Origin of the sequence: Vibrio superstes (genome assembly GCF_003569005.1) — a bacterium.
GTDB lineage: Bacteria > Pseudomonadota > Gammaproteobacteria > Enterobacterales > Vibrionaceae > Vibrio > Vibrio superstes.
Genome location: NZ_BCUR01000004.1, coordinates 2818297 through 2837015 on the forward strand (window position 1 = coordinate 2818297; position 18719 = coordinate 2837015).

At 44.2% G+C, this 18719-nt stretch carries 20 protein-coding genes; 6 read left to right on the top strand and 14 right to left on the bottom strand.

The features are described 5' to 3' along the window. The first annotated feature begins 368 nt into the window (after positions 1 to 368). Positions 369 to 842, top strand: coding sequence for an RNA recognition motif domain-containing protein (locus tag D5I41_RS20805; protein ID WP_119011437.1), 474 nt, complete (start codon positions 369 to 371; stop codon positions 840 to 842). On the opposite strand, the gene murI is transcribed toward D5I41_RS20805, so the two are convergent. Beyond that, positions 823 to 1611: a glutamate racemase gene (gene murI, locus D5I41_RS20810; protein WP_119011438.1), complete on the bottom strand. Its 789-nt coding sequence runs from the start codon at positions 1609 to 1611 to the stop codon at positions 823 to 825. The two genes, D5I41_RS20805 and murI, sit on opposite strands and share 20 nt — an antisense overlap. 217 nt (positions 1612 to 1828) lie before the next feature. Here murI and trmA point away from each other — a divergent pair, with 217 nt between their 5' ends. Next, positions 1829 to 2938, top strand: coding sequence for a tRNA (uridine(54)-C5)-methyltransferase TrmA (gene trmA / locus D5I41_RS20815; RefSeq protein ID WP_119011439.1), 1110 nt, complete (start codon positions 1829 to 1831; stop codon positions 2936 to 2938). Between the two features lie 33 nt (positions 2939 to 2971). On the opposite strand, the gene D5I41_RS20820 is transcribed toward trmA, so the two are convergent. Further along, the gene (locus D5I41_RS20820; RefSeq protein ID WP_119011440.1) at positions 2972 to 3331 is read right to left on the bottom strand and encodes a YijD family membrane protein; all 360 of its coding nucleotides are present in this window, start codon (positions 3329 to 3331) and stop codon (positions 2972 to 2974) included. A 9-nt stretch (positions 3332 to 3340) separates the two neighbouring features. Next, the gene (gene fabR / locus D5I41_RS20825; protein WP_017030147.1) at positions 3341 to 3955 is read right to left on the bottom strand and encodes an HTH-type transcriptional repressor FabR; all 615 of its coding nucleotides are present in this window, start codon (positions 3953 to 3955) and stop codon (positions 3341 to 3343) included. A 176-nt stretch (positions 3956 to 4131) separates the two neighbouring features. Between fabR and sthA the strand changes: the two genes are divergently transcribed. Further along, positions 4132 to 5532, top strand: coding sequence for a Si-specific NAD(P)(+) transhydrogenase (gene sthA / locus D5I41_RS20830; protein ID WP_119011441.1), 1401 nt, complete (start codon positions 4132 to 4134; stop codon positions 5530 to 5532). Between the two features lie 6 nt (positions 5533 to 5538). Here sthA and dinF read toward each other — a convergent pair whose 3' ends face one another. From dinF to D5I41_RS20845, 3 genes are all read right to left on the bottom strand, one after another. Continuing rightward, entirely contained in the window at positions 5539 to 6906 is a 1368-nt protein-coding gene (gene dinF / locus D5I41_RS20835) for an MATE family efflux transporter DinF (RefSeq protein WP_119011442.1), read from the bottom strand. 90 nt (positions 6907 to 6996) lie between these two features. Further along, positions 6997 to 7614 (bottom strand): transcriptional repressor LexA, encoded by a 618-nt coding sequence (lexA, locus tag D5I41_RS20840; RefSeq protein WP_026012790.1) that lies wholly within the window; start codon positions 7612 to 7614, stop codon positions 6997 to 6999. A gap of 90 nt (positions 7615 to 7704) precedes the next feature. Continuing rightward, positions 7705 to 8061: a diacylglycerol kinase gene (locus D5I41_RS20845; protein WP_017030144.1), complete on the bottom strand. Its 357-nt coding sequence runs from the start codon at positions 8059 to 8061 to the stop codon at positions 7705 to 7707. Positions 8062 to 8228: 167 nt separating this feature from the next. Here D5I41_RS20845 and plsB point away from each other — a divergent pair, with 167 nt between their 5' ends. Further along, on the top strand, positions 8229 to 10652 hold the full coding sequence (plsB, locus tag D5I41_RS20850) for a glycerol-3-phosphate 1-O-acyltransferase PlsB (RefSeq protein ID WP_119011443.1): 2424 nt from the start codon (positions 8229 to 8231) through the stop codon (positions 10650 to 10652). Positions 10653 to 10689: 37 nt separating this feature from the next. On the opposite strand, the gene ubiA is transcribed toward plsB, so the two are convergent. The 8 genes from ubiA to ftsY form a co-directional block, all read right to left on the bottom strand. After that, positions 10690 to 11541 (bottom strand): 4-hydroxybenzoate octaprenyltransferase, encoded by an 852-nt coding sequence (ubiA, locus tag D5I41_RS20855; protein ID WP_119011444.1) that lies wholly within the window; start codon positions 11539 to 11541, stop codon positions 10690 to 10692. Beyond that, a complete protein-coding gene (locus D5I41_RS20860) occupies positions 11541 to 12083 on the bottom strand; it encodes a chorismate lyase (protein WP_119011445.1) in 543 nt (180 codons plus the stop codon). Before D5I41_RS20860 ends, ubiA begins: the two co-directional genes overlap by 1 nt. Positions 12084 to 12184: 101 nt before the next feature. After that, positions 12185 to 13021: a rhomboid family intramembrane serine protease GlpG gene (glpG, locus tag D5I41_RS20865; protein WP_119011446.1), complete on the bottom strand. Its 837-nt coding sequence runs from the start codon at positions 13019 to 13021 to the stop codon at positions 12185 to 12187. Further along, a complete protein-coding gene (gene glpE / locus D5I41_RS20870; RefSeq protein WP_119011447.1) occupies positions 13018 to 13341 on the bottom strand; it encodes a thiosulfate sulfurtransferase GlpE in 324 nt (107 codons plus the stop codon). The genes glpG and glpE overlap by 4 nt, the downstream gene beginning before the upstream one ends. A gap of 363 nt (positions 13342 to 13704) precedes the next feature. Further along, entirely contained in the window at positions 13705 to 14565 is an 861-nt protein-coding gene (gene rpoH, locus D5I41_RS20875; RefSeq protein ID WP_017030138.1) for an RNA polymerase sigma factor RpoH, read from the bottom strand. Positions 14566 to 14731: 166 nt separating this feature from the next. Continuing rightward, entirely contained in the window at positions 14732 to 15664 is a 933-nt protein-coding gene (gene ftsX / locus D5I41_RS20880) for a permease-like cell division protein FtsX (RefSeq protein ID WP_119011448.1), read from the bottom strand. Next, positions 15654 to 16328, bottom strand: a complete 675-nt coding sequence (gene ftsE, locus D5I41_RS20885; protein ID WP_119011449.1) for a cell division ATP-binding protein FtsE — start codon at positions 16326 to 16328, stop codon at positions 15654 to 15656. Before ftsE ends, ftsX begins: the two co-directional genes overlap by 11 nt. 23 nt (positions 16329 to 16351) lie before the next feature. Next, complete coding sequence (ftsY, locus tag D5I41_RS20890) at positions 16352 to 17545, bottom strand: signal recognition particle-docking protein FtsY (RefSeq protein ID WP_119011450.1); 1194 nt, start codon at positions 17543 to 17545, stop codon at positions 16352 to 16354. A 154-nt stretch (positions 17546 to 17699) separates the two neighbouring features. Here ftsY and rsmD point away from each other — a divergent pair, with 154 nt between their 5' ends. After that, on the top strand, positions 17700 to 18296 hold the full coding sequence (gene rsmD / locus D5I41_RS20895; protein WP_186811131.1) for a 16S rRNA (guanine(966)-N(2))-methyltransferase RsmD: 597 nt from the start codon (positions 17700 to 17702) through the stop codon (positions 18294 to 18296). After that, positions 18296 to 18565 (top strand): DUF1145 domain-containing protein, encoded by a 270-nt coding sequence (locus D5I41_RS20900; protein WP_119011452.1) that lies wholly within the window; start codon positions 18296 to 18298, stop codon positions 18563 to 18565. Before rsmD ends, D5I41_RS20900 begins: the two co-directional genes overlap by 1 nt. The last annotated feature ends 154 nt before the right edge of the window (positions 18566 to 18719 follow it).

Below are 18719 nucleotides of genomic sequence, written 5' to 3' on the forward strand. Positions count from 1 at the left end.
GCCTCTCAAGCGGACGGCCATTCTAGCGATTTGAACCTCAGTGTCAAACACTTTTTGAATTTAATTTTCTAAGAGAAGTTAAACTCAATTGGGTTCGGCTAGTTAGCCTACTGAAACACTGCGAAGCGTTTCCGCTGTTGCCGTGTCAGTGGGGCGCATTATAGAGACCTAAGTCACATTGGCAAGGGCTTTTTTAAAGTTTTATTTCAAGTGTTCACAAAACAGTCAAAAACGGTTTTTGCGACATATTAGACGTGATCAGAGGATAAAATTGGAAAAATTATTGTGGCGTGCGTAATATCTATGTGTCTGTTTTGTTAATGAATTTCACATCCATCAATTCACCAATATATAGTGATAAGCGAATTATGAACTCAAACAAGTCTCTATTGATTGTCATCATCCTTGCAGTAGCTGGTTTTGCACTTGTGTCTCTATTGTCTATACCGTCTGGTATTGCTTTCTGTTTAGGCGTTGTATCAACTGCTTTAATCTTATGGCAGAAACCTGCTAGTACTGCTTCAAGCTCTAAACCTTCTTATACATCTTCATCGACACCCGCTTTGAGCGATGAGAATACGACCTTATATGTAGGCAATCTTTCCTACAAAGCGAGTGAGTCTCATGTCAAAGAGTTATTTGAAGAATACGGCACCGTTTATAGCGTGCGTCTAATGAAAGATAAGCGAACAGGTAAACGTCGTGGCTTTGGTTTTGTCGAAGTAGAGAACGACGATGCTGATGCTATGATCGCATCTCTTAATGAGCATGAGTATATGCAAAGAACCATTAAGGTCCGTGTCGCCAATGAACCTAAACACCCTACAGCGGCTGAATCTTAATCTCGGAAAAACCTAACTCAGTAAAAGAAGATTGTAGCGCTGATCTGGAATACGGTTCCGCGCTACAATACACATCGTAGCTCAACTCATTGCTAGAACGAATCACTGAAACCTCATTAAGTAAGAATTCGACCCTCCTTGATATCGCATCACCCGAATCCACTAGCATCACTTCATTACCCAAAACCTGACAAATCTCATTTCTTAATAGTGGGAAGTGGGTACACCCTAATACAGCAACGTCAATGTTCCCCTTTAAAGGCTGTAGCACTTGCTCTAGTAAAGTAAGGTCAACATCGATCCCTCTGAGCTTTTGTTCGGCCATATCCACTAGCTCAGTAGTACCGATCATTTTGACGTCTTTGTCTTTAGCAAAGTCTTTTATTAGGTCATGGGTGTATTCTCTAGTCACCGTAGCTGGCGTAGCAATAAGACCAACACCCAAGTTGGCTCTTTGCGAAGCCGGCTTAATAGCAGGGACTACACCGACGATAGGAATAGAGAATTTCTCTCTTAATCTAGGAAGGACCACGGTACTTGCGGTATTACACGCAATCACGACTAAAGAAATGCTTTGACTCTCAATGAAGTGCTGCACGTAATGCTCCACTCGATCAACCAATTCTTCTTGTGCCAACTCTCCATACGGGTATGCCTGGTTATCAAATGCATAGGTAACACTCACCCACGGAAGCCTTGCCTTTATGTCTTTAAATACAGAAATGCCACCCACTCCGGAGTCAAATATTAAGATTCTTGTTTCAGGCATTGGCGCTCTTTGTCAGGTTTGGATTATTAATGGGAGGCTACTCTATCAAAATACACGACATAGTTAAGTCATCTAATATTATAACGAAGTAAAAATTACAGCACTGTTTTATGCGCAGACAACTATTATTGAATCAAATATCTAGTGCACACAATCTATACTCCGGCGGCTGATGAGTATAGAATCTGCGCCTCTTGTTTCAAGTCAGGAAAAGTGAATGGCCAACCCAAATGTAAACTCTGAGTCTTATCAGGTGCAGTTAGACGATAAAACCGCACGTCTGCAAGAGATGTTTAGCGAATATACGATGCCATCATTAGAGGTTTTTACTTCTGATGAACAGCATTACCGAATGCGAGCAGAGTTCCGCGTTTGGCATGAAGGTGAAGACCTGTACTACGTGATGTTTAATCAAGAGACACGCGAAAAATACCGTGTTGACCAATTTCCTGTTGCAAGCCGCTTGATCAATGACTTGATGCCACTACTGGTAGAAGCAGTAAAAGAGCACAACATACTACGTCATAAGCTTTTCCAGGTAGACTTCCTTTCTACACTTAGTGGTGAAATCCTAATTTCACTTCTTTACCACAAGCAACTTAATGATGAGTGGCAAGAAAGAGCGAAGGCTCTTAAGCAACGCCTCAATGATGAAGGGTTTGATCTAAACCTTATCGGTAGAGCAAGAAAGATGAAGGTCGTCCTTGATAGAGACTACGTTATTGAGAAGCTAAATGTGTTTGGTAAGACCTACACTTATCAGCAAGTAGAGAATAGCTTCACCCAACCTAACGGGCGCGTTGCAGAGAAAATGTTGGAATGGGCGGTAGATTGCACCAAAGAATCCAAGGGCGACTTGTTAGAACTCTATTGTGGTAACGGCAACTTTTCGCTGGCATTAGCTCAAAACTTTAATCGTGTATTGGCAACAGAACTGGCTAAGCCCTCTGTAGATTCAGCGCAATACAACATCAAGATGAATGAAATCGACAATGTGCAGATCATACGTATGTCTGCAGAAGATTTTACTGATGCAATGGAAGGTAAGCGCGAGTTTCGCCGCCTTAAGCAGGCGAATATTGACCTAAGCAGTTACGACTGTAATACCATCTTTGTTGATCCACCGCGTTCAGGTATGGATGAAGGTACGTGTCGCATGGTTCAAGGTTACGAGCGTATCCTATATATTTCTTGTAACCCAGATACGCTTAAAGATAATCTCAAGATCCTATCTGAAACACACAACATTACTCGTTATGCCCTATTTGACCAATTCCCATATACTCACCATATGGAAATGGGAATAATGCTTGAGCGTAAAGACTAACCAATAAAAAAGAGCGGATATCCGCTCTTTTTTTTATCTTCCTAGGTAACCTAGCTTTCTTCCTACCCACACTAGTAATAGTAAGGTAAAGATAATTGAAAAGAAGTTTGAGCCCGCCTCTGGATACTGCGCCTTTAGAAATGCGCCATGCCCAAAGAAACCAATAAAGAAGCTACCTAACCCTAGCAATGGGAAGTCCTCATCAACAGGTTTATTTAAGTAATTTTGATAAATCACTTGGACGGCGAGCACCAAGCAGATTAACGGGAAAATTGAAAAGGAATAACCTTGCACTGATAGAGAAGACAGCAAGGCACTGCCACTCATCCCGCAAACCAGTGCTAACAAAAGTGACTTTTTATCCGAAGCCAATGCTTCTTTCTTATCTGTCATAAAATCCTCTTAATCATTCTTGTTTTGAAATTGATTCATAGCGTGGCCACCCAAAGAGATCATTCGTACTTGATCAACCAGTCTTTGTCTGTGAGCCGCACGTTGATTGGGCTCGATATCTAGAAACTCCGCACCAGAGCTAAATACAAGAGTAACAATTGCGTCAGCCTGTAGCGACGCTATCTTTCTCGGTAATTGCTGTGCATTGAGGTAGTCGGCTAATTCAGCACTGAAGAACTGAATCTCACGCGCTACCGCAGCACGAAACTCTTCCGATGTACCTGAGCGTTCACGTAGCAAGAGTCTAAAGATATCAGGGTTAGTCTCAATAAATTCAACAAATGTCTCTATTGAAGTTTGTATCACACTTCGGTCTGGTTGAATCCGTTCGCGAGCTCTACGCATCAACTGTCGTAGCAACAAACCCGCTTCGTCCACCATGACAATACCGAGCTGGTCCATATCATCAAAGTGTCGATAAAAAGACGTTGGTGCAATACCCGCCTCTCTAGCGACTTCCCGAAGGCTCATGCTAGAAAAGCTTCGGCCAGCAGATAACTGTCCAAACGCTGAGTCGATAATCGCTCTCCTGGTTTTTTGTTTTTGCTCTGCCCTAACGCCCATATTCCATTCATACTCTTTTCAACCTGCCCCAATAAAACATATCTGCTTCTCTATTTGCAAACTCTCCCGCCCCACAAAGTGATCTTTATTGTGAGACTGACCACTTAGTCACCACTAACTGATTTACCAATATCAACAAAGGTTTAAAATGCCATTAACAAAACAAGGAGGTTTCAGTGAGTTCTTCATCGCATTTTGATGTAATCGTAATTGGTAGTGGCCCTGGAGGCGAAGGTGCTGCTATGGGATTAACCAAGGCTGGCTTCAATGTTGCTATTATTGAGAAAGAGAAAAGTGTCGGAGGCGGATGTACTCATTGGGGTACGATTCCATCCAAAGCACTTAGGCATGCCGTTAGCCGCTTCATTGAATTCAATAACAACCCACTCTTTTGTAAAAACAACCGTAGCTTAGATGCCAGTTTTGATGACATCTTAGATCATGCCAAAACCGTTATCGACAAACAAACCACACTAAGACAAGGATTCTACGATAGGAACCAATGCACACTGATCTTTGGCGAGGCTAAATTTTCCGATGCTCATAGTGTAAGAGTCACAGGTGAAGATGGGCGTGTTAAGCAATATACCGCTGACCGATTCGTGATTGCGACGGGTTCACGTCCCTACCATCCAACCAACGTAGACTTTAACCACCAGCGTATCTATGACAGTGACTCAATATTGTCTCTACATCATCAACCAAGGCACATCATCATTTATGGTGCGGGGGTTATCGGATGTGAATACGCCTCTATATTCCGTGGTCTAGGCGTCAAGACAGACCTTATCAATACTCGCGATCAACTACTCTCCTTCCTAGATAAAGAGATCTCAGATGCTCTCTCTTATCATTTCGGCAGTAATGGTGTAGTGATACGCAACGGTGAGTCATTCGCGGAAATAGAAGGTACAGATGACGGTGTTATCGTTCACCTAGAGTCGGGTAAGAAAATGCGAGCTGATTGCTTGCTGTATGCGAATGGTCGAACCGGTAATACAGACACTCTCAACTTAGATGTCACCGGCTTATCTGCCGATTCACGCGGTCAGTTGAAGATCAATAGTAACTACCAAACCGATGTTGAGCATATCTATGCGGTTGGTGATGTGATTGGATACCCAAGCTTAGCCAGTGCTGCCTATGACCAAGGCCGTTTTGTCGCAAAAGCGATTGCCGAAGGTGAGGCAACGCAACGGTTGATTGAAGATATTCCTACAGGTATCTACACCATTCCAGAGATCAGTTCTGTTGGTAAAACTGAGCAGGAGCTTACATCAGCAAAAGTGCCATATGAGGTAGGACGTGCTTCCTTTAAACACCTCGCACGCGCTCAGATTTCAGGTAAAGACATTGGCAGTTTGAAGATTCTCTTCCATAGAGAAACCAAAGAGATATTAGGTATTCACTGCTTTGGTGAAAGGGCCGCTGAGATTATTCATATCGGCCAAGCCATCATGGAGCAACCTGGACCTGCAAATAGCATCGACTATTTTGTGAACACCACCTTCAACTACCCAACTATGGCAGAAGCCTATCGAGTTGCAGCTCTGAATGGATTAAATCGTTTATTCTAATAACGGTTAAGCATGGGCAGTTTCTAGGAACTGCCCTTTTTTCCACAAGCGAACGAATACCCAAGCCAATGTAGCTCCGCGCATCGCCATAAAGCCCAGCATAGCAATCCACAGACTGTGGTTCTCAAGATAGGCAAAGCCAAAATAAAGTGCGAAGAACACCAGCGCAGCAACAAACATGCTATTTCGCATTTCCTTACCACGCGTTGCACCAATGAATATGCCATCAAACAGATAACACCACATCGACACAATAGGCATAATCGCTAGCCATGCTAAGTACTCATCGGCCGTCTCTCTAACGCTATCAATATCGCTAATCAAGCCAACAATGATATTGCCACCAGCACCAAACAATAAGGCAAACCCACAGCAGATGATCAGTCCCCAGAAGAAGGTGCCTAAAATCGAAAGAGACAATTCCTTCTTACTTTTTGCCCCTATGGCTTTCCCTACCATCGCCTCTATGGCATAAGCAAAGCCGTCCATTGCATAAGACACCATTAAGACCAAACTCATCAACACTGCGTTCGCAGCCACAACATCGTCACCAAAGTTTGCGCCTTGAAAGGTCATAAATGCCAACACAGCTTGCAGGCATAAGGAGCGTAAAAATATATCTCGGTTTAAACGAACAAAGCGTGATAAGCCAGTGAACAATTTATCTATACCCACAGAGAGTATCTGCTTCGAGCTCAAAGATACGGCACTACCCCAAACCTTATGGCAAAAGTAAATACCCACTAACGATCCAGTGTAGTCAGCAATAACAGAAGCGGAAGCTGCGCCCGCGACACCATAATCAAGAACCACTACCAGCAGGACATCCAATGCGATGTTGGTAACATTGGTAATAATGACCATCCACATTGGTGCTGCTGCGTTTTGGTTTCCTAACAACCATCCAAGTAACACAAAATTGACCATTGCGGCCGGAGCACTCCAAGCCCTGATGGTGAAATATTCATTCGCGTAGAACTGAACTTGTTCACTGGCATCACTGAAACCTAAAGCTAGATTGATAATCCCTCGATGTAACACCAAAAAGATCAATGCAAAGGCCAGCGCCATGAAAATGCCTTGCAGTAGCACCAGAGCCAGCTTTCGTGGGTTCTCTGCTCCCTTTGCCTGTGCTGATAATCCAGTTGTCGACATACGCAGAAAGCCAAACAGCCAAAACACCATGCTGATCATTGTGCTTCCTAAGGCAACACCACCCAGATACCAAGAATGATCCAAGTGACCAACCACGGCGGCATCAACTAGCCCCAATAAAGGCACAGTGATATTAGACAAAACCATAGGTATCGCTAAGGCGAGTATTCTCTTATGCAGACTGAGATCCATCAGCGAGCGGATAACGGGGTTTTGCATGACCATCCTTGAGATATTTGAGGCAAAAAAAAGCAGCGCTTCTATAAAGAGCGCTGCATATAGTGAATCATAAATTTTGAGATATTGGTATTACATCCAAGTGCTATTACGGATGATCCCTACCGCTATGCCTTCAATGGCAAGATGCTGTTGTGTTAGGTCGACCTTGATTGGAGAAAGCTCTGCATTCTCAGGGTGCAGTAAAACTGTAGACCCTTTGCGCTCTAATCTTTTAACGGTTACATCTTCATCGACACGAGCCACAACCACTTGTCCGTCTCTAACATCTTGAGTTTTATGCACAGCTAGAAGGTCGCCATCCATAATACCGATGTCTTTCATACTTTCGCCATGTACGCGAAGCAGGAAGTCAGCTTTAGGTTTAAACATTTGCGGATCAACCTGATAATGCGACTCTATGTGCTCTTGCGCCAAGATTGGCTCGCCCGCTGCAACATTACCAATTAACGGCAAGCCATCATCGTTAGCACTGTCTTGTAGAAGTATTCTAATACCGCGCGATGCGCCAGGGATGATCTCAATGACCTGCTTTTTCGCTAGAGCTTTGAGGTGCTCTTCGGCAGCATTCGCTGAACGAAACCCCAGTTCGCGCGCAATCTCGGCTCTTGTTGGTGGCATGCCAGTATCTTCGATTTTCGTCTTGATAAGATCGAATACCTGCTGCTGTCTTTGGGTTAAGGGTCTCATACATCACCTGTTCTTTTATACAGTTCACTGTGAGTATATACAGCATGGTTAAATAATCAACCAGTTACCCCTAATAAGCTGAAATTTAAGTTAAAAGAACAAAACTTCAACCCAAATGTACAGTACTAGACCTAAAGCCACAAACACGGCGGCTGAACCTATGTCTTTGGCTCGACCTGCCAATTCATGAATCTCTGAACCAATTCGATCAACAACTGCCTCAACGGCTGAATTCATTAGCTCAGCGATCAACACAATGAAGAGCGACAGTATCATTAACATTCTTTCTGTTTGGCTGACGTCGAGAATACATGCGATAGGGATAAGAAAGAGGGCTAGGAAAACCTCCTGACGAAACGCAGCCTCATGTTTAAAAGCGGCTTTAAGCCCCTGAATAGAATAACCCGTTGCCTTAATAACGCGTTTGAATCCTGTATTACCTTTCATTGATCACCTATTCTTTTTATCTTGCTGTGTTTTTTCATTTGTTGACCTAACATTAAAACAATTCTGGTTAAAAGGTTCGACCAGTTCTGCTATTCTTGCGACGCTTATTTTACCACCTAGTCTTGAAGAGTCTTGGGCACCAAATATAAATTGGGACAATCATAAATATGTCTTCTGGTCATACACTGACACAAACAGCTTTACGCTTTCCTTTGAAAGTATTGGTTAAGGGTAATGTCGTACCCCCTTCTCCTATTAGTGATCTCAACATAGATATAGAGAAACCTATTGTCTATGTATTGCCGTTCGAATCTAATGTCGACCTTCTTTCTGTTCGTCGTCGAGCCATTCAACTCGGTTTACCTGATCCACTACAGCCTCTTGAGGTCGGTGGCAAAAGCTTTAGACGCTATGTATTTATCTCTACAGGTAAACTCGACCGAGACAACGATACTCTTGACTCACTAGGATCTCAAAGCCTGTTTACGCAACTTCTTAAATTGCACCGCGAACAATCAGATCTAGACGTGCAACTAATCCCAACCACAGTCATGTGGGGGCGCAAGCCAGGTAAAGAGGGACGAGATAAGCCTTATCTAGAAAATCTCTCGCCTTGGAATAAAATGCAAGCTGTGCTCTTTTCTGGGCGCGATTGTATGATTCGCTTTAGCCCTCTAGTGTCAATGCGTTACATGGCAGACTCTCGTGGCTCTGATGAAACCATAGCTCAGAAACTGGCTCGCGTAGCACGCATTCACTTCTCAAGACAAAAATTAGCAGCATCAGGACCGAGCCTACCTAGTAGAGATGTTCTGTTTGAGCGACTGATCAAATCTGAGGCTATCAACAAAGCCATTGCCGATGAGGCCGCAGCTAAGAATATTAGTGTAGAAAAAGCAGAACAACACGCTCTGAAGATAATGGATGAGATTGCGGCTAAGTTCTCTTACTCACTGATCAAGCAAGGTAACTTTGTTCTGACATGGCTGTGGAACAGGCTCTATCAAGGCATCAACGTAAGCAACGCTTCGACAGTGCGTAAGCTGGCGCAAGATGGACATGAGATTGTTTATGTTCCGTGCCACAGAAGCCACATGGATTACTTACTACTTTCCTACATTCTTTATCATGAAGGGATGGTACCGCCGCATATCGCAGCAGGCGTAAATCTCAACTTCTTCCCTGCAGGTCCTATCTTTAGACGAGGCGGCGCTTTCTTCATTCGCCGCAGCTTTAAGGGCAATAAGTTGTATTCCACCATTTTCCGAGAGTACCTTGCTGAGTTGTTTGCCAAGGGATACTCCGTTGAGTATTTCAGTGAGGGTGGTCGTTCTCGCACAGGTCGTTTACTACAAGCCAAAACGGGTATGTTAGCAATGACAGTGCAGGCGATGCTCAGAGGATTGAACCGTCCAGTCACCTTAGTCCCAGTGTATATTGGTTACGAGCATGTCATGGAGGTTTCCACCTACGCTAAGGAACTTCGTGGGAAACGCAAAGAAAAAGAAAATGCAGGACAAGTACTGCGCACAATTAGAAAGCTGCGTAACTTTGGCCAAGGCTACGTAAACTTTGGTGAACCTATCCCACTAAACCAGTACCTGAATGAAAATGTGCCAGAATGGCGCGAAAGCATCGGTGCTGCAGAAGGTACTAAACCAGCGTGGATGACTCCGACGGTCAATGCCATCGCTGAAAAGATGATGACGCACATCAATGATGCAGCTGCGGCGAACGCGTTGACCCTAACGGCGACAGCATTATTAGCCTCAAGACAAAGAGCGCTAACTAAAGAGAGCTTAATCAACCAGATTAATTGCTACCTTAGTATTTTGCGCAATGTGCCATACACCAGTTTTGCCACCGCTCCGGATAGCAACGCGGAAGAATTAGTAGCACATGCTACCTCACTGGATAAATTTGTGGTCGATTCTGACAGCATGGGTGAGATCATCTCCTTAGACCGTCATCAATCTGTTTTGATGACCTATTATCGTAATAACATCATTCATATGCTTGCACTTCCTTCACTGCTAGCACAGCTAATTATCCAATTGCCTGACTGTACTATCACCAGATTGAAGCGCAATATCGCTGTTTTGTATCCGTTCTTACAAAAAGAGCTGTTCCTTTCATACGATAGTGAGCAACTGGAAGATAAGGTTGAACAAATAGTACAGGAGTTCCTCTCTCAACAGTTAATTGAGGTAGAGGGTGACATGGTTAACCTTAATCAGACCAACATCCATACCCTGCAATTACTGTCTCGCACTATCTCCGAGACACTACAGCGCTATAGCATTGCTCTTAATCTATTGGCGGCGCAGCCAGAGTTAGCTCAAGCAGAGTTAGAAATGAGGTGTCAGGATATTGCACAGCGCCTGGGCCGTTTGCACGGTATCAATGCTCCTGAATTCTTTGATAAAGGGGTATTCGCAGCGTTATTTAGCACCTTAAAAGAACAAGGTTACTTGAATGCAAGTGGAGAGTGCGATATCGAGCGCACTGAGAAGTTGGCTCAAGGCCTACTGGAAATACTCTCTCCAGAGGTGAAACTCACCATCAAGGAAGGTATCGCTCAAGCGGTATAGAGACCAAAAAAATCCCGGACTTCTAATCCGGGATTTTTTATAAGTAAGTAACAAACAGCCCTATCGTAATGACCATCCCAACATAGTTATTGTTGAGAAAGGCTTGAAAGCAGAGCGCGCGATCTCTGGTTTTTATCAGCCACTGTTGATACACAAACAATCCAGCAGCCACTAACACTCCCCAATAGAAAGCAGGACCAAGAACCGCGTTCTCACCAACAATCAAAAGCAAGATGATGGTAGTAGCTTGCAAGATCCCAACGATTAACTTATCGAATCGCCCAAATAGTATCGCGGTGGATTTGATGCCTATCTTCAGATCATCATCTCTATCCACCATAGCGTATTGGGTATCGTAGGCGATAGTCCAAAGCATATTGATAACAAATAGCAACCAAGCCAAAGGCGCTATGTGGCCAGATTCTGCTGCCCACGCCATTGGAATTGCCCAGCTAAAGGCCATTCCCAACACCAATTGAGGTAAGTGAGTAAAACGCTTCATAAATGGATAAAGGGCAGCTAGCGCAACCCCCACAAACGAAAGCTGAATAGTCAGTGTGTTCATGGTCAGTACTAGCGCAAAAGAAATAAGACTCAGAACGCCAAACAGGGCCAATGCCTCTTTTGCAGACACCAACCCGCTAGGGATAGGTCGAAACTGAGTGCGCTCAACATGACCATCTAACTCTCTATCAGCAAAGTCATTGATCACGCACCCTGCGGAACGCATCAAGAATACGCCTAAGCAGAATACGATCAACACTGTCCACTGCGGTCTTCCCTCGGAGGCCATTACCAAAGCCCACAGAGTTGGCCATAAAAGCAATAGACTACCGATAGGTCGATCCATTCTCATCAACTGGTAGTAGGCTCTCATTTTAGAGACCATTAATCGGATTCCTTGTCTGAATATACTGGGGACTTAGGCAAGAACAACTCTGCAACTAGCATGGGAGTTCCGTTCATCCATAGCCTAGAGCGTCTTGCCAGTAGGGGCTTACCTTCTACATCGATAATGCCAACCTGCAAGCCATCACGATAGGCGCCTTCAGAACTAAATACCGTGACCCCTAGTGGCAATTCTCCTTGATTCTCAAAATCATGAGAATGAGATTGCAATGAGCTCTGAGGTATTAGGGTGCGGCCATATACCCAATCTTGGCGATCTCCTCTAAGAATCACTTCTCGTAGTAAGCACACTTCTTTGTTTAGTAGTTGTGCTTCTTGAGTTGACAGTTCTTCAGGTTGTACCTTGTTGTTCGTAAACAGCTCCACACTCAAATCCGAACAAGAGAGAGACAATCTGTGAGAAAGAGAGTCTTCTTCTAACAACCAATGTTTAGCGTTGTTATCTGGGAACTGAAAGTCGCTAGGGCTTTGCCAATTGATGTTTAGCAAGGCCTGTTGAAATGTCCTTATAGGGCTAGTCATACTTACTTCGTAACTCTTTACCAACCAATGGCAACTGTATAAATAAAATATTGGAGCAATTGTACCAATCGCGGTGCCAATAAGGTAATTCAGATCATCAATTAAGTGTTCTGAGTTCGGTTTACGCTATCAAGCCAACCCAATAAACACCCAGCAATCAATCCTGCAAGGTGAGCGGCATTCGCAATCGCCATAAACGGTTGCACAAAGCCAAGTACCAACCAAATCAACATGAAGGCGAGAATTGGCTTAGGTATATCTAGACCAAACTGCGGAGCTCTTACCGATAGTACCCATATATATCCAACCAAGGCATACACGACACCACTTAGGCCTCCAAAGTTGGCACCCTCAATCCAATACTGCGCACATCCAGACAAGAGAGCAGAAACCAAGAAAATCTTCGTGAGTCGACCTCGACCCAGTCTTTGTTCAATATCCCCACCCAATTGCCACCACCATAGTAAATTAAAGGTGATGTGCAGAACGGAGAAGTGTAATAAAGCATGGGAAACATAGCGCCAAACTTGCCACTGTTGATCCGCCATAGCTGGAAAGTGTAATAAGGAGAACACCTGTTGCTGCATTCCGAGTAGACGCAAACCATAAATTACAATACAGACAAGCATAACCAATAGCGTCATTGGCCCAGCTTTTGCCTTTATCATCTGCAAGAAGCTTGGCGTTGAATAGCTAAACTGTTGAGTGCGCGTCTCAGCCATATCCCAAGAAGCCGCCTGGTACTTCTTATCATTTGGGTTCTTGAGAAACAACTCGAGCTCTTGCTGAACCATAGACAGCTTTGCATCATCATGTAGCCAGAGCACAAACTGGCCATCACCTTCTGGCATCTGTGAAACTGTGACCCGCTGTGATGCCATGTAATCAATAAAAGCTTGCGCTATTCGTGGGTTATTCAGTTGTATTAGTCGAATCATTCATGAGCCTCTATTGGCAGTTGCTGTCGCTGCCAAGCCTCAAATCCTCCATCTATGCTAAATACTTGCTCAAAACCCTGGTTCAGTAAGTATTGAGCCGCTCCAACACTGCTAATCCCGTGGTAACACAACACTAAAATCGGGTCTTCAAACTCTACTGAGTCCATGAACTCGGCGATAGTCTGATTAGTAAGATGGTACGCATCTACAGGGTGTGCCACCGTAAAGGCTTGGATGTCACGAATATCCACCAATTTCGCTTGTTGCGTAGTTTGCATTTGGTGTGCTTGATTCACACTGATTCGTTGTACTTCTTCCATTATTTACTTGTCCTCAAAAATCCTATCCCAAGCCTCTGAATAATTTCATACCCAGCTTTGGGATAACAGTGATCAAATTGCCACCAGCTGTGGGTAAATCTGTGGATTACGTTGATAAAGTGTTTTGATTAATAATGATCCACAATATCTAGTGTTGATCCTTAATAATGTGTTGATTTCAAATTATCTATCCCCACTCGATTTATCGATGATAACCCTTGCTTTGACTGAGTTAAAGACATGCTATCGAAATTTATCCCACAGAGTTATCCACAGATTAGGCTTATCATGAAACGCTAAAACCGATCCCAATAAAAAAGGCCAAGATCTCTCGATCTTGGCCTTTAAAATTCTTTGTTTATATTAGAGATCGCCGACCGCTAATTTAAGCTTTTTCATCGCATTCTTTTCTAGCTGACGAATACGCTCAGCAGAAACACTGTAGGTATCAGCAAGGTCTTGTAGCGTTTGCTTCTGATCATCTAACCAACGAGCGCGCACAATGTGCTGGCTACGCTCATCCAAAGTCGCTAGAGCATTAGCTAAGCGTGCATTGGTATGATTTTCCCAGTTGTCCGCTTCGACATTATCAGCGATATCAGAGTCTTTATCTTCAAGATAAAGCGCTGGTGCTACTGGGTTGAAGTTCGCACTGTCATCGTCATCAGCCGAAAACTCGAAGGTTGCGTCTTGAGCGGCTAAGCGAGATTCCATTTCACGAACCTCAGTAGGTGATACACCTAGCTCTCTTGCTACCGTCTCAACTTCACCGTTGTTAAACCAACCTAGGCGCTTCTTGTTTTTGCGCAGGTTGAAAAACAGTTTACGTTGAGCCTTAGTCGTCGCAATCTTAACGATACGCCAGTTACGCAGTACGTACTCATGAATCTCAGCTTTGATCCAGTGAACAGCAAATGAAACAAGACGAACACCCACTTCTGGGTTAAATCGTTTCACCGCTTTCATTAATCCGATATTACCTTCCTGAACTAAGTCAGCAAGAGGAAGACCATAACCAGAATAACCACGAGCTACATGAACAACAAAACGCAAATGAGACAAAATCAGCTCTTTCGCAGCCTCAATCTCACCTTTGTAATGCAAACGTTCGGCAAGATCTTTCTCTTTCTCTGCGGTTAGCATTGGGTAACCGTTTGCAGATCTGATGTAGCTATCTAAGCTATCTTGAGATACAACTGCCATTGAAAACGTTTTACTAGCCATTCAATCCCTCATTCTTCGAACTTTACAACCTATTCGCTATTAAATTAGCGACTGCTAAAAAAACAGCGGACTGGACATTATGCACAGAAATTCATCGAGAGCAACCCCTCGACTGTGAGCTGAGGCATACCCTCAGCTACTTCCCACCTACTGAGACAAGTAAATTCTACACAGGTTCAATTTCAGAAAGATGACGGCGCGCTGAGGCTTGAGCGGCGAATAAACCAAGAAAGCTACCAATTAACAATAAGATAATCGACTCATCAAAACTTAACGGGCTCAAAATGAAACTGCTGTCATATAGTGATGCAACTGATTGAACCGTACTTCCTAAGAACAGTGACAATGCTAAAGTGATCAACCATGCAAACAAAGAACCCAATAAACCGAACCACATCCCGGTGTAAAGGTAAGGGCGAAGAATGAAGCTGTTGGTTGCCCCAAGAAACTTCATGACTTGAATCTCTTCTTTTCGTGCTAGCACATTAAAGCGCATGGTATTGCCAATAATAAGCACCACAGCCACCAGCATCATACAGGCAAGTGCCAAAGCAAGCGCACTACTCAGCGCCTTAATCGCATCAAAGCGTTGTAGCCAGTCTTGGTCTACTCGTACGTCTGTAAATACCTCAACGGCATTAGCAAGATCTAGAATATGCTGTTGTGTGGTATCTGAGGCTTGTGCTGGGTGAATCACCAATAGTGCTGGCAGTGCATAATCATCGAGCAAGCTAATAGCGTCATTAAACCCAGAGTGTGAGCTTAGGTCCTGCAATCCTTGTTGTGAAGAAATGTACTCGACACTCGCTATTGCTTCATCGCTTTCAAGCTGATCCTTGATCAGCATAATGCGCGCCTCTGGCGTACCTTCTTGTAAGTAAGCACTTACAGCGGCAGGCTGGCTTACTTGTTCAGCAGCATCCAAAATATTTTTCGCCACCACATAAAGGCTAGATGGTAACGCGAGTACTATCGCAATAACCGCTAAGGTGAATAAATTACCCAAAGGCCTTTGAGCAATATCGTGCAGTGAACCTTTTGCTACTAGGTAGTGAGAGCGAAAATACCCAATTTTTTGTACTGAACTCTTATTGGCCATAACCCTCTGCCTCGCTCAAAAATCCTTGGTTCAACTCAAAACGGCGATATTGCTTTCGTGTTTCCATCATACCGACATCGTGGGTCGCGATAAGAATAGAAACGCCCGCACGATTAAACTCTTCAAATAACCTAAAGATACGATTAGAAAGCTCAGGGTCTAGGTTTCCGGTTGGCTCATCGGCAAGCAATAGCGTCGGTCTATTGACGACAGCGCGAGCAATACCCACTCGCTGCTGCTCTCCACCTGATAATTGAGTCGGTAGACAGCGCGCTTTATCTAGCAAGCCGGTTTTGTCTAAGGCTGCATTTACGCGACGTTTAATCTCGTTCTCTGCGATGGACTCTATACGCATAGGCAAAGCCACATTGTCGAAGATACTTCTATCCATCAAAAGACGGTGATCCTGAAAGACTATGCCGATATTACGTCTAAGTAGAGGGATTTCTTTATCGCCAATACGTGTAATATCATGCCCATTGAACGCTATCTTACCGTCAGTTGGTCGCTCCATGGCACAAATCAACTTAAGCAGAGTACTTTTACCTGCCCCTGAGTGACCACTTAAAAAAGCCAACTCGCCCTTTCTTAGGTGGAAGTCCACTTTCTGCAATGCTTGATGGCCGCCGCGATAAGCCTTGCTAACTTGTTGAAAGTTAATCACTAAATCGTCCTTGCTGTGAGGTGTTAATCTTCTCTGCTAAACAGTGCGTCAATGAATTCCTGAGTCTCAAATGGACGCAGATCATCAATACCCTCACCCACACCGATATAACGAATTGGGATCTTAAATTTATCGGCGATAGCGAAGATAACACCACCTTTTGCCGTGCCATCCAGTTTAGTTAGCGTAATTCCGGTCACCGGTGCAACATCGCTGAATAGTTTCGCTTGGCTCATTGCGTTTTGACCCGTACCCGCGTCTAACGTCAACATAATCTCATGTGGAGCGCTGCCATCAATCTTCTTCATTACGCGCACAATCTTACGAAGCTCTTCCATAAGGTTGCTCTTGTTCTGTAAGCGCCCAGCGGTATCTGCAATAACAACATCGTAGCCACGCGCTTTGGCCGCTTCGATGGCATCATAGATTACAGAAGCACTATCCGCTCCCGTGTGTTGAGCGACAACAGGAACATCATTTCGCTGTCCCCATACTTGAAGTTGCTCGACCGCTGCAGCACGGAAGGTATCACCCGCGGCTAGCATTACTTTCTGACCTTGAGACTGGAATTGCTTAGCAAGCTTACCAATGGTCGTCGTCTTACCAACACCATTCACACCCACCATTAGAATAACGTAAGGCGTTTTTTGCTCATCGATCTGCAACGGTTGCTCTACTTGTGCCAATATCTCGGCAAGCTCCAGCTTAAGTAAGTCATATAATGCCTCACCGTCTTTTAACTGCTGGCGAGAGGCTTTCTCTGTCAGGCTATCGATGATTTTCATGGTCGTTTCCATGCCAACATCGGCGATCAGAAGCTGCTCTTCCAACTCTTCAAATAAATCATCATCAATCTCTTTGCCCTTGAATAGGCCAAAGAAACCCGCACCAATATTGGCTTTAGTACGTGCAAGACTGCGCTTTAGTCGAGCAAAGAAGCTTTCCGTTGGCTTCTCTTGAACCTCAGGCTGAATGGCCTCTGGTGCTTTCTCTTCTGATTCTGGCTCGCTTTCTTCTTCAACGGGTTGTTCTTCAACAGGCTCTAACTCTACGACTTCGCTCTCAAGCTGTTCAGCCGGCGTCGCTTGCTGCTCAGCAATGTCAGCCTCAGGCTGTTGCTGTTCATTAATGTCCGTTTCTTTTTGTCCCGGTTGAGTTTGTTCTTCCTCACCAAAACCAAGCCAAGACAATAAGCCGCGTTTTTTCTTATCCGTCATCGGAGACTATCCCAGTTACTTTATGATTCGTGCATATATACGGCGCCAATCGGCACGGTACGTTCAATTAGCGATGATTAATCTCGTATTTACGAGTACAATTTTAAAATAATCAATAGGGTATGATACCACTTATTCGATGGCCAAAAACAGCATGAGAAAACATCAACGCTCCTCTTCTTCACAAAATAACAAGGGTTCAGGCTCAATCCGCATCATCAGTGGCTTATGGCGCGGACGAAAACTCCCCGTTTATGATGCTGAAGGATTACGCCCCACCACAGATCGAGTGAAGGAAACCTTGTTCAATTGGATTGCCAATGACATACCAAATGCTCGCTGCCTAGATCTGTTCGCAGGCTCTGGTGGACTAGGATTTGAAGCGGCCTCAAGACAGGCCGAAGAAGTCACCTTGATTGAGCTCAACAGCCAAGCTTTTCAACAGTTGCAACAAAACGCACAGACCGTTAAAGCGACAAACATCAACCTATTGAACCAAAATTCACTAAACTTCTTGAAACAGGAAGGACAGACATACGATATTGTATTTATTGATCCGCCGTTTCGACAAGGTTTACTAGCAGACACAATAGAGCTGTTGGAAAACAATCACTGGCTCAACGATCAGGCACTGATTTACATTGAGACTGAAAAAGAATTAGAGATGCCTGCCCTGCCAGAAAGCTGGAAATTACATCGTGAAAAAGTGGCAGGACAAGTTAGATTTCAACTATTTATAAGAGAGCAGTAATGAAATATCTTTTGATGCTAGCGAAGGCTGCAATCGCCTTTGTTTGGTTTGTATTGGTTTTTAATATTTTTCATCCGTTTCCAGGTAAGGCCGCCATTGCACTCTACATCATGGCCGCTTTCCTACTCATGATGCACGGACTTCAGTCAGCCATCTTCCTTGGAGCATTTGGAGACAAGGTAAAGCTCTCTTCTTGGGAGAAGTGGTCAATACTGATCTTTGGTATCTTCGCGTTGTTAGATATTCGACGCAAACACATGATGGATTAAGCAGATGAATCACCAAGCGCACCATTGAGTGCGCTTTTTTATGCCCGAATGAAAGTCTTCGATGTGACTAAGCATCCAACCTCCGACCCAATGCACTTTTCTCTTTAAAATCATAAGCTTTATACGCAAAAAAGCCCTACTCTTTCGAGTAGGG

Excerpts from the sequence above, each read along its gene's own strand:
- D5I41_RS20805 (WP_119011437.1), top strand. The coding sequence starts at position 369 with ATGAACTCAAACAAGTCTCTATTGATTGTCATCATCCTTGCAGTAGCT.
- murI (WP_119011438.1), bottom strand. The coding sequence starts at position 1,611 with ATGCCTGAAACAAGAATCTTAATATTTGACTCCGGAGTGGGTGGCATT.
- trmA (WP_119011439.1), top strand. The coding sequence starts at position 1,829 with ATGGCCAACCCAAATGTAAACTCTGAGTCTTATCAGGTGCAGTTAGAC.
- D5I41_RS20820 (WP_119011440.1), bottom strand. The coding sequence starts at position 3,331 with ATGACAGATAAGAAAGAAGCATTGGCTTCGGATAAAAAGTCACTTTTG.
- fabR (WP_017030147.1), bottom strand. The coding sequence starts at position 3,955 with ATGGGCGTTAGGGCAGAGCAAAAACAAAAAACCAGGAGAGCGATTATC.
- dinF (WP_119011442.1), bottom strand. The coding sequence starts at position 6,906 with ATGCAAAACCCCGTTATCCGCTCGCTGATGGATCTCAGTCTGCATAAG.
- lexA (WP_026012790.1), bottom strand. The coding sequence starts at position 7,614 with ATGAGACCCTTAACCCAAAGACAGCAGCAGGTATTCGATCTTATCAAG.
- D5I41_RS20845 (WP_017030144.1), bottom strand. The coding sequence starts at position 8,061 with ATGAAAGGTAATACAGGATTCAAACGCGTTATTAAGGCAACGGGTTAT.
- plsB (WP_119011443.1), top strand. The coding sequence starts at position 8,229 with ATGTCTTCTGGTCATACACTGACACAAACAGCTTTACGCTTTCCTTTG.
- ubiA (WP_119011444.1), bottom strand. The coding sequence starts at position 11,541 with ATGGTCTCTAAAATGAGAGCCTACTACCAGTTGATGAGAATGGATCGA.
- D5I41_RS20860 (WP_119011445.1), bottom strand. The coding sequence starts at position 12,083 with ATGACTAGCCCTATAAGGACATTTCAACAGGCCTTGCTAAACATCAAT.
- glpG (WP_119011446.1), bottom strand. The coding sequence starts at position 13,021 with ATGATTCGACTAATACAACTGAATAACCCACGAATAGCGCAAGCTTTT.
- glpE (WP_119011447.1), bottom strand. The coding sequence starts at position 13,341 with ATGGAAGAAGTACAACGAATCAGTGTGAATCAAGCACACCAAATGCAA.
- rpoH (WP_017030138.1), bottom strand. The coding sequence starts at position 14,565 with ATGGCTAGTAAAACGTTTTCAATGGCAGTTGTATCTCAAGATAGCTTA.
- ftsX (WP_119011448.1), bottom strand. The coding sequence starts at position 15,664 with ATGGCCAATAAGAGTTCAGTACAAAAAATTGGGTATTTTCGCTCTCAC.
- ftsY (WP_119011450.1), bottom strand. The coding sequence starts at position 17,545 with ATGACGGATAAGAAAAAACGCGGCTTATTGTCTTGGCTTGGTTTTGGT.
- rsmD (WP_186811131.1), top strand. The coding sequence starts at position 17,700 with ATGAGAAAACATCAACGCTCCTCTTCTTCACAAAATAACAAGGGTTCA.
- D5I41_RS20900 (WP_119011452.1), top strand. The coding sequence starts at position 18,296 with ATGAAATATCTTTTGATGCTAGCGAAGGCTGCAATCGCCTTTGTTTGG.